General features: G+C 46.7%; 6 protein-coding genes and 1 pseudogene. All 7 read right to left on the bottom strand.

The features are described 5' to 3' along the window. Positions 1–8: 8 nt before the first annotated feature. Positions 9–1,670: a 3-coathanger stack domain-containing protein gene (locus tag QM717_RS11895; protein WP_415037681.1), complete on the bottom strand. Its 1,662-nt coding sequence runs from the start codon at positions 1,668–1,670 to the stop codon at positions 9–11. Between the two features lie 19 nt (positions 1,671–1,689). Next, positions 1,690–3,102 carry a hypothetical protein gene (locus QM717_RS11890; protein WP_415037680.1) on the bottom strand — a complete coding sequence of 471 codons (1,413 nt, stop codon included), beginning with the start codon at positions 3,100–3,102 and terminating at the stop codon, positions 1,690–1,692. 250 nt (positions 3,103–3,352) lie between these two features. Then, a pseudogene (locus QM717_RS11885) lies at positions 3,353–4,637 on the bottom strand (citrate synthase). Positions 4,638–4,809: 172 nt separating this feature from the next. Then, positions 4,810–7,455: a T9SS type A sorting domain-containing protein gene (locus QM717_RS11880; RefSeq protein ID WP_415037679.1), complete on the bottom strand. Its 2,646-nt coding sequence runs from the start codon at positions 7,453–7,455 to the stop codon at positions 4,810–4,812. A gap of 14 nt (positions 7,456–7,469) precedes the next feature. After that, on the bottom strand, positions 7,470–10,040 hold the full coding sequence (locus QM717_RS11875; protein ID WP_415037678.1) for a leucine-rich repeat domain-containing protein: 2,571 nt from the start codon (positions 10,038–10,040) through the stop codon (positions 7,470–7,472). 230 nt (positions 10,041–10,270) lie between these two features. Further along, a complete protein-coding gene (locus QM717_RS11870) occupies positions 10,271–10,837 on the bottom strand; it encodes a hypothetical protein (RefSeq protein ID WP_415037677.1) in 567 nt (188 codons plus the stop codon). A 95-nt stretch (positions 10,838–10,932) separates the two neighbouring features. After that, on the bottom strand, positions 10,933–13,695 hold the full coding sequence (locus tag QM717_RS11865) for a leucine-rich repeat domain-containing protein (protein ID WP_415037676.1): 2,763 nt from the start codon (positions 13,693–13,695) through the stop codon (positions 10,933–10,935). Between the last annotated feature and the right edge of the window lie 74 nt (positions 13,696–13,769).

Here is a 13,769-nt window from a genome sequence, read left to right as displayed (position 1 = left end):
ATAATCGTTTAATTCTTGACAAATTTGCTGTTGCCGATTTTGCCGTCCTGCGTTTCGGTGGCGATCAGGTAGATCCCTTTGGAGAAACCGGACACGTCTATTTGCTGTGTAGGGCTATTTACACTTTGCCTGTACACCGTTTTGCCGTCGGCGGAAAGAATCGTGATGCTTTTTAGATTGGTGTCGCATTCGACGGTGATGGTGGTTGAGGCGGGGTTGGGGTATACTTTGATTCCAGCACCTGTATTTCGCGTCTTGTTCGCAGTCGGATTCTTCACGCTTGCCTTTAGATCACCAGGCTGTTTGTTACTCCTATATAAAAATGTATCACTACAACCTTCGATGTAAGCGGAAAATTTAGCCCCAACATCTGCAACAAATCCTGGATTAAGTTCAACAAAATTACCGGCATGATAAATGGCTCCGGCCCCGGCATTGACAATATTGGTTGCTTTGATCCATTGGATGCGTTGCTCCTCGTCTACCGCTGGTGCGACCACATCAATGTCCTGGTTCAAAGTATTGAAACAATTTCCTTGGTGCCATACCCATTGGGGAAGGCCAATTTCAGAAGTATTTCCACCAAGAGCAAACGAATTTAATGTCAATGTTGGAGAAATCACATCTGGATTTGCAATGGTAAAGATACTAGTGGAAGCGTCATTTGCCATGTAAATTTCATCATCTAGTCCGAGCTGCAAAGCTCCAAAATGCCCTCCCGCAACTGTGAATGATCCTACTTGCGAAGACGTCTCGGTATTAATTTGAAATAATGATCCAGCCAATCCTGTACAATACAATAATTTAGAATTTGGTGAAAATTCCAACCCGTACATAATTCCTGAAGGAAATGGAACATGACTTGTAATCGCCACTGTTCCTGTAGTATTATTGAAACTTCCTAATACCAACCCATTTTCAGTCATGTTGATAATAGCGATCTTACGGGTATCTCTTGAAATTTTCATTCCAATTGTATATTCACCGGCGACATCAATACTATAAGTGGTCATTTGCATTGGTCTATTGGCATTTCCCATCCCGTCTTCTACTCCATTTTCCGTTACAAGATAAGAATAGACATCAACTGTATTATCCAGAATATCCTGAATTGCCAATACCACCCAATAATTAACCCCATCAGAATGTATGGTCGAGGTCATCGCTTCTGATGCCTGATTGCCAAACACATGTGGATTTCCTGAAAAATCCAAAAGCGGTTGTGGTAAAGTTGCCACAGGTGGTCCCGAAAAATTCACATTTGACACGTACGCACCCAGTGCACCTGAGCAAGATGCACCTGTTATGGTGAAAATAAAATAATCTTGCGACACATTGGGTCGGGGTACAAAAATTACATTTTGGGCACTTGAATTATGCCCCATCAAGGCACTACTCACGAGTGTTGGCACTCCTGCCGTGACATGCCATAAATCTATACCATTACTGTACAAACACAAATCGCCTGCGGCATCTGATACTGTTGCACATCCTTCCATTGGTTCAAATACTGGTGAAGTAACCGCCATAGCCGATGCTACCGGAGGCAGGTTCAAAGGCAAAAAATTGATGCGATTGCTTTTGCCAAAAGTCCAATTGGCATTCTCAAGGTTTTGGCCCAGTAGCCCACCCGAGAAAAGCAAAATGGCTGTTATAAATAAGTTTTTCATAATTCCAGATTTTACTTATTTATTGACCTTGCAATAAAGCTTTCATTTGCATTTTGAGAGCTTCCAGTTCTTTTTGTTGCGCCTCAAGTGTTTTGTTCTGCTCAATCAGATACAAAGTTAGCTCCTCGATTTTACCCATTTGTTTGGCCTGCATTTCCCCGAGGTCAAGACCATTTTTTACCAACTCTTGAGCAGACTCTATTCCAGGGAGGTGGCTGTTTTGCTTAACATAAATTTCTACCTCACTTAAAGGCGTCAAAGCATAATCCTCGGCGAAAACACTGTCCTGCCAATCAGTGGTTGTCTTGAGGGCCACCTTGATTTTCTCGGTCAAGATTCCCTTTTCGACATACAGTTTGTAGTCATAAGGCGTGGCTGCCGTTGGGACATCACCAATAAAAACCCTTCCTCCAGCAGATGCTGGCCCAGAAGCCACTGTGCTGAAAATCAAATCCCTGCCATTAAGACTAACTGTTCTATCGCTTCTCAAATAATCATCATCGTTGTAGATGTTTTGGACACCGATTACATAAGGCGTTGCCAATGAACCGTTTCCGGATACGGTAGCAAAATCACCCGCATTGATATAAGTGCTGCCTCCCGGCCCCAACTGGTCAGTGGTCAAAACCAAATCCCCGAATTGATTAACGGTCAATACCTTCCCATTTGAAGTAAAACCGGTATTGTTGGCACTCGTCAAATTCTGGAGCCTCAACCCAGAATAGCCATTCACACCACTAAGATTGCTTACAATATTAACCCTGGCATTGGCGCCACCTAATTTATTGACGTTGAATGTTAAACTTTCATCGAAGAAATTACCCATGACAAGTGGATCGGTAACATTCGTATTGTGGATTAACAACAAATTATTTGCTGCAAAAAAAAATGGTCCGGATCCAACCTGATTCCCTATAAAAATGTTGGAAGAACCTGTAGAAACTGCACTTGGATCAAAATGACCTGCCCTGTAGCCAATATAAACATTGTTACTCCCATTTGAATAACTTCCTGATGCTGTCCCAACAAAAGTATTTTGGGAACCGCTTGCGTTTACATAATAGCCTGATGCACTACCCAAAAACACATTCTCTGTTCCTGTAGCAGGCGAAAGCGAATTGGAATAACCCGCGCCGGATCCCAAAAACGTATTGTTGCCGCCATTGTAAAATGCACCTGCGTTAGCGCCAATATAAGTGCTGCTGGAACCATTCAGGTTGGTTGCCCCAGAGCCAGTCCCTATAAATGTATTGTTGGCACCTAAAGGAAATGCAGGATTGTTAGCGCGAATATTAAAACCGCTATTGAATCCCATAAAAACATTAAACCTTCCTGCCGGAGTAAGATTATCAGGCGTGAAGGTGTTGTTTTGCGCAAAAACTGTTGAAATACCCAACAGCATCAAAATTTTGAAAAGTGTTTGTGTTCTCATCATTCAAATATTAAAAGGTTAACGTTAGATCATGGTAATCCTCATCTGAGAATAGTGGCGTCTCTCAAATGAAATCTGGCGAAAGCCAACCTTCAAATAATTCAATTAGGGAGTGAAGTATGGGGCTGTTGTGTGGTGGATTAAAAATAGTCAAATATTCTTACACTTTATCGATTCCGTATATTTAACAGTTAAGAAAAAGAAAAGCCCTGCAAATGCAAGGCTTTCACTATCAAATATTTATTTTCGGTTATCGTTTGTCCATCGCAACGAAATCGCGCAGCGGATGCCCGGTGTAAATTTGTCTCGGTCTTCCGATCGGTTCTTTGTTGACGCGCATTTCTTTCCATTGTGCGATCCAGCCCGGCAAACGGCCGATGGCGAACATCACGGTAAACATTTCGGTTGGGATACCGAGCGCACGATAGATGATGCCCGAGTAGAAATCGACGTTCGGGTACAATTTTCTCGATACGAAGTATTCATCCACCAAAGCCGATTCTTCCAATTTTTTAGCGATCGCCAAAACCGGGTCGTTGACGCCCAAAGTATTCAATACCTCATCGGCGGCTTTCTTGATGATTTTCGCACGCGGGTCGAAGTTTTTGTAGACGCGGTGACCGAAGCCCATCAAACGGAACGGATCGTCCTTGTCTTTGGCCTTGGCCAAATATTTATCAGCGTCACCGCCATTTTTCTGGATTTCTTTCGAGCATTTCCAAAACCGCCTGGTTGGCACCGCCGTGCAATGGCCCCCAAAGTGCAGAAACCCCGGCCGAGATCGAAGCAAACAAACCGGCATGCGACGAACCTACCATCCTTACCGTCGAGGTCGAACAGTTCTGTTCGTGGTCGGCGTGCAGGATGAACAATTTATCGAGCGCATTGATTACGGTCGGATTGGCAGTATATGGTCCTGTCGGCAAGGCAAACATCAAATGCAGGAAATTCTCTACATAGCCTTTGGTGTTGTCGTAATAGTTGAGCGGGAAGCCCATCATCTTGCGGTACGTCCAAGTTGCGATCACGAGGAATTTACCCATCGTCTTGCAGATGGCTTCGTACATTTCTTTTTCGTTTTCGACATTGACCACTTTAGGGTTGAAGGCCGTCAACGCGCTGGTCAGGGAAGACAACACGCCCATCGGATGTGCCGTTTTAGGAAAACCGTCGATGATGTTTTTCATTTCCTCATTGACGAGGGTGTATTTTCTGATGTCATTCTCAAACTGCTCCAATTGTGCCTTTGTCGGCAATTCACCAAAAATGACGAGGTAAGAAACTTCGAGAAAATCTGCTTTGTCGGCCAGGTCTTCGATCGAATAGCCGCGGTAACGCAGAATGCCTTCTTCCCCATCGAGGAAAGTGATGTCGCTTTTACAAACCCCTGAGTTCTTGTAACCCGGGTCCATCGTAATGGCCAACGACATATCACGTAATTTACTGATATCGATACCGACTTCATTCTCGCTCCCGACAATTACCGGAAGGTCATACTTCTTCCCGTCGAGTTCTAATATTGCTGTTTTTGACATAATTATGGGTAGTTTAATCTTGAAAATAATAATTTAACAAATCTAGGGAATTTAAGATGAATTAAAAAAAGAATATTGCAATGAAATCGTTAATTATTGTCTAAAAAAATTAAAAATCCACGCATAAAAAAACCCATCGGATCGATGGGTTATAGTGGGTGTTTTGAATCAGCTATTTTTTGAGCAGTTTTTGTACCCGGGTTCCTTTTTCGGTGTGTACGCGCAAATAATACACGCCTTGGACCAACGACGACACATTCATTTTAGCCGCTGTTTCGCCTACAATGGCCGTTTGGACAATCCTGCCTTGGGCGTCGTACAACTGGACGTTTTGGATGATTTGCTCAGAACGTACCTCGACTACATCGCCTGCCGGGTTCGGATGGATCAAAACCAAATCGTCCGTGGCAAAAGCCTCGGTATCCATGAGCTGGAACGTGGTCACCGCCGGAGCGGTCTCTATCGGATAATTGTAATCGAAGAAAATATTGGCCTTGTTGCTCACCACCGTATTGGCCGGCAACGACCATAAGGTCTTGATTTTAAACACCACATTGCCGTGCTCGCCCGCGCCGAGGTTGATGTTTTCAAAGATGAACTCGACCTTGTTGCCCGTAATCTTGACCTGGACCGGGTGCGAATTATCCACCATTTCAAAACTGTCGATGTCGAATTTAGAGCCATCGATCGCATCGGCCACGACAATATTTTGCGCCGAAGCCGTACCGGTGTTTTCAAAGTTGATTACATAATGCAGGTACTTCCCGATTTCAGCCGCATCGACAATCGTCCCCTGCAGGCAATGCTTGTCGTTGGGATCGAAGGAACCGACGGTAATCTGCTGCATTTCGAAATGATTGTCATAGGTAACCTCATCGGTATTGTTGAGGGCAATGTCACCCATGAAATGCAAAACATCGCCATTGTTGAGCCCGGGCGTCTCCATCGGTCCGTTCAAATTGAGCTTGACGGTAATTTCCCTGGTCTCAAAAGGCTGCAACCCCGTAAAGTTGTAGACACGGCTCGAAAATGCCTGGCTGTTGCTGCCCGGCACCGAGGAAACGAAATCGAGCACATAATCATCGAATTGAAAATTGATGCTCCCCGACTCCACCTGGTTGCCCTTGTTTTTGTAGATGATTTTATACTCGGCATCAAAACCCGGCCTGGCGCCCTGGATCGGGGCAATCGTTACATTGACATCGTGGTGGATGCCATTGGGCGTGATGCAGAAACTTTGGATGTGGGTGCTGTTGGTGGTCATGAAAGTGACCGTAGTCCCCGAGGGCGCAATGGTAAAATATTCCGGATTTTCCATCACCGGCGTCACCACCACTTCGGGTTCATACTGTACATAGAAACGGTAATTACCGGTTTCATCCGAAAAAGCCGCGGAATTTCCGCCCGGATAGTTGAACCTGACCTTGACATTCCTGAAGCTCGGATCACTGCCGCCGCAACCATTGGTGTTGGCGTCAAAACGCACGATTCCGGTGATCGTATTGTAGGCCCCGCCCGGAACAAAGCTGCAATAGGTTCCGATTTGTACATTTGACTGGTCGTCGATGTCGATGTGCTGCGCAGCGCCCGCAATCGGATCATCGATACAAACCTGCAACAAGGCCGGGCAACTGACGACCTGCAGGTTTTCGAAACCCTTGCCGGTTTTGAGGTTGATGAACTGCAGCAACGGATTCGAATCGAAACGCACATTGGTCAGGTAAGCGATATTTTGCGACAAATCGATTGTCGTGATGTTGGTATTGCTGATGTCCACCTGGTTCAGATTGGTCAAGGCCGTCAGATCGAGACTGTTCTGTGACGAATGGCTCACCACCAAACGCTTGAGGCTCGCCAAGGCCGAAACATTGATATTGGATACCTGCGGGCAATTGGCATACAGGTATTCGAGTTGGACCAGCGGATTCAAATCGAGCGTCGTAAACGAATTGGCGCCGACTTCGAGGTTTTTGAGCTGGGGCACGAGCGACAAATCGATCGCCGAAAAATTGTTGTCCCCCACGAACAAGGTGGTCAGATTGGTCAGCGGGGCCAAATTGAGCCCCGAAATATTGTTGTCATAACAGGCCAACCAATTGAGCTGCGTGAGCGTGCCTACATTGAGGCTTGTCAGATGGTTGCCCGCGCATTCGAGAAAAGTCAGTTGGGTCAACGGGGCGACATCCAGGGATGTCAAAGCGTTGTTGTTGCAGCGCAGTTCCTTGAGGTTGGGCAGTTGGCTTACATCAATTGTTGCCAAATTGGGGGCTTCCTCGCAACGGAAAACTTCCAAAAGCGGCAAATTCCCGGTCGTGAGCGTGGTCAGTACTTCGGCATTGGTACACAAAAAATTGACCAGTCCGCCGAGGCTGCTGATGTCGAGCGACGGCAGTTGCACATTGTTTTCGCATTTGAGGTATTTGAGGTTGGGCATGCCCGCCAACGTTACCGAAACCAGTTCGGGATTGTTCGAAATATTGAGATCTTCGAGCAAAGCCATCCCTGTGTAATTGACCGAAACGATCTGGTTGTTGTTGCAGGCCAGCACCTTAAGATTGGCAAAAGCCTGGATGCCCTCGAGGGAAACAATATTGGATGAAGACACATAAAGCCTTGCAATGAGCAAAGCTTCGGTGTCCTGGATTTGCAAGTCGTTGTTGGTGTCAATTTTGACCGATTGGCCGGCGGCATTCAACGCGATATAATTCGTGCTGGTTGCCGAGAGCAGCTTCGCCTTGAAATTGGCATCCGGGATATACACGTCTACCGCACGGGCCATTCCTGAAACCAGCAAAAGTAAGAGTAGTATTTTTTTCATAAAAGCCGCTTGATTTATTGCTTGATAATCTTTTGCGTTTGCGTACCCTCGGCTGTGGATATCTTAAAATAATAGATTCCAGAGGTATACTGTCGCAAAGATACTTCACTTTTGCGTTCGCCGGCCAAATTTGTTTGCAACAATCGGCCTTGTCCATCGTAAATTTCTACCGACCGGATGTCGCTTTGGGCGGTAAGGTAAACCGTATCGCCTGCCGGATTGGGAAAAATATTTACACCCAACGGTTTGTCGAATGCCTGGGTCGCCAAAATCTGGAAGGTCGTGACGGCCGGTTCGGTGATGACCGGAAAGTTGTAATCGAAGAAAATATCGGCCTTGTTGCTCACACTGTCATTGGCCTGCAAGCTTTCTTTGGTCTTGATCTTGAAAGTAACGTAGCCTTTGGCTTCGGGTTCCAAACCGATGCCGTAGAACAAAAATTCCACGCGGTTGCCTTCCCTCCTGGAACTGGCCACTTCGGGATGCGAACTGCCGGTGATCTGCAAACTCCCTACTTCATATTTCGCCGCATCGATCATGTCCCTGACAAAGACATTTTCGGCGGCCGCGGTTCCGGTATTTTCAAAATTGATCGTGTAATGCAGGTATTCCCCAATTTTCTCGGGCGAAACCACGTTGCCTTCCATGCAAATTTTATTGTTCGGATCAAAAGAACCCGTGACCAGGTCGTGCAAAGTGACGGTGTTGTCGCTCAAATCTTCATCGGTCATGCCATTGATTGAAACCGTCGCGGTGAAATCGAGGAAGTCGTTCAAATTGACCGGCGGCGTATCCATCGGGCCATTGACACTGAACACCACATGGATTTCACGGGTCTCGAACGGCTGCAGGTTGACAAAATCATACGTATACAGCCCATTGCCGATGCTGCTTGGCGTCTGGCTGGTCGAAACCACATCGAGCACCTCGTCCTGGAATCCCAGGCTGGCGGTTCCCGAAACCGTCTGGTTGCCTTTGTTGCGGTACATCAAGACATATTCGGTATCGAATCCGGGACGCGGGGTGTTCCATTGCACGAGGAACACTTCTACATCGGGATGCACCCCGACAGCCGAGATGCAAAAACTTTGGGTCGCGACCGAACCGTTGGTCAGCGGAAAGTTGATGGTCGCCACAGGTGGGTTCACCGAAAACAAGGCCGGGTTTTCCAACGTCGGTGTCACGTTATAGGTTCCGTTGGCTACCGAAAAGAAATACATCCCGGTGCAGTTTTGCATGCTGGCGCCGCCATTCATCGTGCCATAGTTGACTGCCATACTGATGCCCCAGTACGGAATGGGCTGGTCATTTTGGCATCCGTCACCCGCGGCATCGAAATAAACATAGCCCGAAACAGAATTCAGGACCGGTGAAGGTTCGGCCGTGCAATAGGAATTGACTTCTATCGCCCCGCCAGTGAATGTGGCCAAATCGGCTATTTCTATATCGTCCCCGCAGATGTAGGTCAGGCTCGGGAATTCTGAAAATTGCAGTTCGCTGAAATATTGGCGCATGCCATTTTTGAGCAACATCGTATGCAAATCGGGATTGTCACCGATGCCCAGATCTGACAGATAAAAATTGTTCGTTATATCAATCAGCCCGATGGGTGTAGAAGCCAGTCCCAACGAATACAGGTAAGGCAATTGGGAGACATCGAGCGCCGTGATTGGACTGCCGGTCAGGTCGATCAACTTCATGGAATTGGGTTGCGCAAACACCAAAGATGATACATTCGTAGCATTGCAATACAAGTTTCGGAGTTGTTCCATCCCGGTAAAATCTAAAGTGGTGAGCGGGTTGTTGGTACAACTCAAGGTCTCTAAGTCTTGGATCCCCGAAAAATCGAGCGCGCCCAAATGGCAATCATCGCAGGCCAGGTATTTCAAGGCCGGCAAATTGACCATCGACAAGCTGTTCAGGGCAGCATTGCCCGACACACGCAGGAACGCCAGGCTGGGCAAATTGCCGACCTGCCAATCGGACAACAAATTTGTCCCGCAATCGACGCCTTGCAGGTTATCGAGTCCCGTTAAATCGAGGGCCGTAAGCAGGTTGTTGCTGCAACCGAGCGATTGGAGCGCCGAAAGCCCGGACAGGTCGATACTGGTCAACTGGTTGTCGGCACAGCCCAACACTTCGAGATTGGTCCGGCCGGCCAAATCAAGGCTGCTGAGCTGGTTGCTGTAGCAAAACAAATATTTCAAATTGGGCACTTCAAGCGACGTCAGTGCATTCTCGTAACAATACAACACCCTCAGGTTCGGCATCATCGAAACATCGAGCGATGGAATCTGGTTGCCCTGGCAATTGAGCCCCTTGAGGTTGACAAAAGCGGCAATCCCCGTCGCATCGGCAATATTACTCGAACTGATGTCGAGCGAATCGATGGCCTGCGCCTCGGCCAGGTCGATTTCCAGGTCCTCGTTGGCATCGATCTTTATAAAACCGCCATTGCCAAAAGCGATCCCGTTTTCGGGACTGGCCTCAAGCAACTTGGCCTTGAAATTGGCATCTGGGATGTTGATGATTTGCGCGTGGGTCGTTGCCGAAAGCAGCAACAACAGCAGTACTAATTTTTTCATATCGTTTGTTGGGCTATAAATGTATCCAATTCGCTTGTACTTTGGTATAACAGGACGAAACAAAAAAACCCGACCTTGTTGGCCGGGTTTATGGGTATTTTGGTATTTTGTTTCGTGTATCTGCGTAGGGGCTACCAAACGAACCGAACTCTTTTTGTCGAAAATCTACTTTCTTCATGGATTCTAGATATAAACCCATGAAAAATGAGCTCTTGCTTAGTTGCGCCTTGCTAATTGTTTAATTTCAATATTTCAAGTGACTTTTCTTTAAATTTCTCAAAGTCTATTTGATCGGTCATAAATTGTTCTCTTGCCTTGAAATAGTTTTCGAAACAATCTGTTTTATCATATTTATCCATATTATCTTGCTTCTTCAAACTCAAGCCAAACATTACCCAATCTAGTTCTGTATCAATAAAAAATTCTTCGGTATCAATCAATCGGTTAAAGTAAGATGCTTTTTTTTCTAGATTTTTTACTGCACCGAAATAGTTTTCCAGGTCTTTGCCACTAACATTTTCGTCATTTTGCAAATAAAACAAGGCTTTAAAAAAAGGAGCCGTATCAAAGAAATCTTTCCCCTGAAACTTTTTAATTGAATCATTAATTATGGCAATTTGTAGAAGGATTTCGGTAAGTCTTAATGATGATTTCAATACACCAATGTCATGATAGTCATTTAAGTTTTTATGCTTAATCAGTATATAGTCATTGGCATCAAAATTTTTCCTAAAACTTTCTTTAGTTATTCCTGCGATTGATTCGTTAAATGAGTAATTGTGTTCGGTGATTATCATAATTGTCTTTTAGAACACCGAAAATATTCTCTACAGGTTAATTGAATAATTTAAAAACATTATCAATATATGATTTCTTCTTGTTACTGCTCCAACTATTTCTTGACGATGGATTGTGTCGCATAACCCGATGCAGTGCCCACTTTGAGGTAATAAATCCCCGCAGCGTATCCTTGAAGGCTGATTGCAGTTGCCGCCGCATCCGAAACCTGCGTCTGGAGCAACCTGCCCTGCGCATCATACACCGTTACCGATTGGATGCGGCCGTCCGCCTCTACCTTGACCACATCCTTGGTCGGGTTCGGGAAAATACGGATCGAGGCATCTGCGGTAAATTTTTCGGTTCCCAATAACGTGAAAGTCGTGACCGCCGGTTCGGTGATGACCGGGAAATTGTAGTCGAAGAAAATATCGGCCTTGTTGCTCACGCTCGAGTTGACGGCGAGGTTGCTTTTGGTCTTGATTTTAAAGACGACATGGCCGTGTTCGCCTGCGCCAAGTTGGATTCCGTTGAAAATAAACTCGACCTTATTGCCCATCATTCTGATGTCCAATGCATGTGAAGCCGACAACATTTGCAGACTGCCCACTTCAAATTGGGTCTCATCGATGGCGTCTCTGACAACCACGTTCTCGGCCGCAGCGGTTCCCGTATTTTCAAAATGAATGACATAATGCAGGTAATCCCCGATTTGGTTCGGGTTGACGGTAGTCCCATCGAGGCATTGCTTGTCGTTTGGATCATACGACCCAATCACAACCTGGTTGAGCCGCGCCTCATTGCTTACCGAAGGGCCATCGTTTACATGGGCCGAAATCGTGGCGTTGTAGTGCAGCACATCGCCGATATTGACGGCTGGGGTTTCCATCGGGGAATTGACATTGAACGTGATAAAGATACTGCGGGTTTCAAACGGAAACAGGTTGCTGTAGCTGTAATCGAGGTTCCCGGCAGACTGCGCATCGGGAGCCAGGCTCGACTGTACGAAATCCAATACACTGTCCTCGTACTGGAACCCGATTGGGCCCGAAACGACCTGGTTGCCTTTGTTGCGGTAAATGATCTGGTAAGTGGCATCGAATCCAGGACGGGCACCGCCAATCGGGACAATCACTATTTCCACATCGGGATGCACACCGTTGGCCGACAAACAGAAATCGGCGGTCTGCGTCGATCCGTCGATGGCTGGGAAATTGACTACCGAATCAACCGGCGTGATATTGAAATAGCTGCTGTTTTCGACCGATGGCGTCAGTGTGGTATTGGCGATTCCTGTGTAAAAAGTATATGATCCGTTGTGGTTCGAAAAAACTGCCCCCGAATCGGAAGCCGTGGCGATGTTGATCCGCAGGTTTTCGATCAGTACATCCCCTGCGCCGCAACCGTCGCCGTTGGCATCAAAACGCACGGTACCCGCAATCGTGTTGAACAAGCCACCAGGGGTAAACGAACAATACGAATTGACCACGATGTTGGGGTAACTTGACAAGTCATTTTGAACCTGGGCCAGTTGGCTTTCGTCCACACAGACATATTGCAGACCCGGATTCGGCCCCAGCGAAAAGCCAAGGTTTTCATTCCTGCCGTTTTTGAGGAACAGGCTTACCAATGGATTTCCCACAAAATTGATTTGATTGAGCGAGGTACAATTGGACGCATCCAAACTCGTGAGCTGGTTGTCCCACAAATCGATGTACTGCAGCGCCGTGCAATCGAACAAATCTATAGCCGTCAGTTGATTGTGCGAAGCGGAGAGCGTCTCCAAGGCCGAACAATTCGATACATTGAGCGAGGCCAGTTGGTTGGTGCTTACATCAAGATTCAAAAGCCCGGGAGCATCGGATACATCAAGATGGGTCAGGCTGTTGTTCCATATCCGCAGGTTTTTTAAGTTGGAACAGCCCGTCAAATCGAGTTCGGTAAGCTGGCAATCATGGAGCCAAATCATATCCAGACCCGTACAGCCCGATGCATTGATGGTATGGATCGAACCGGGCCCCGAAGCCATATTGTTTTGGATTGCGGCCAAATGGGGCAAGCCCGACACATTGAGAAGCTGTAGGTTGTTGCCGCCGATTTCTATGCCCCCCAGCGACGGACAATTCGTAAAATCAAGATTGGTAAATTGGTTATCGCTACAATACAACAATACGAGGCTTGGCAGTCCGCCTAAATCGAGCGTAGTCAAATCATTCCCATCGCAATTCAATTCAAACAGGCTCGTGGCCCCGGCGAGTTGCAGCGAAGTAAGCGCATTGTTTTCGCAGCGCAAGTACCTCAAATTCGTCAATGCGCTCACATCGAGTGCGGTGAGGTTGCCATTGGAAACGTCCAGGTATTTCAATTCCTGGAGTGCCGAGACGTCTATGGCAGTAAACAGATTCACTCCGCAACTGAGATGCCTCAACGCTGACAAAGCAGACACGTCGAGTGTGGTGAGTTGGTTGCCATAGCACCTGAGCTCGATCAGGTTGACGAGCGGTGCGACATTCAAGACCGCCAATTGGTTCATCTCGCAATGCAATCTTTTCAATCCGGTCATGCCCGACACATCCAAAGTCCCGATCGGGTTTCCGGAGCAGACCAATTTCTTAAGGTTTGAAAAACTGGAGAGCCCGGTAATGTCGGAAATCTGTGCTGCGCCAATATTCAGCGAGTCGATGGCCATCGCTTCCGAAAGTTGGATGTTGTTGTCGTTGTTCGTGTCGATTTTGACATATACGCCATTTTTACAGGCAATTTGGTTCGATGGACCTGCCGCGAGCAATTTTGCCTTGAAATTATAATTGGGGATGTTGACGATTTGCGCCTGGACCGCAGCCGAAATCAACAACAAAAGGAGTAAAACTTTTTTCATGGGTTTGGTTTTGATTCTAAACAATTCACAACAAAAAACCTGACACGAGCTGTCGTTTGTTAACGCATTTGGGT

The sequence above is a fragment of the Flavobacterium sp. genome (genome assembly GCF_047602195.1).
Classification (GTDB): domain Bacteria; phylum Bacteroidota; class Bacteroidia; order Flavobacteriales; family Flavobacteriaceae; genus Flavobacterium.
The sequence above is the reverse complement of the archived record's forward strand: the minus strand, read 5'-3'. Positions and strand labels throughout refer to the sequence as shown.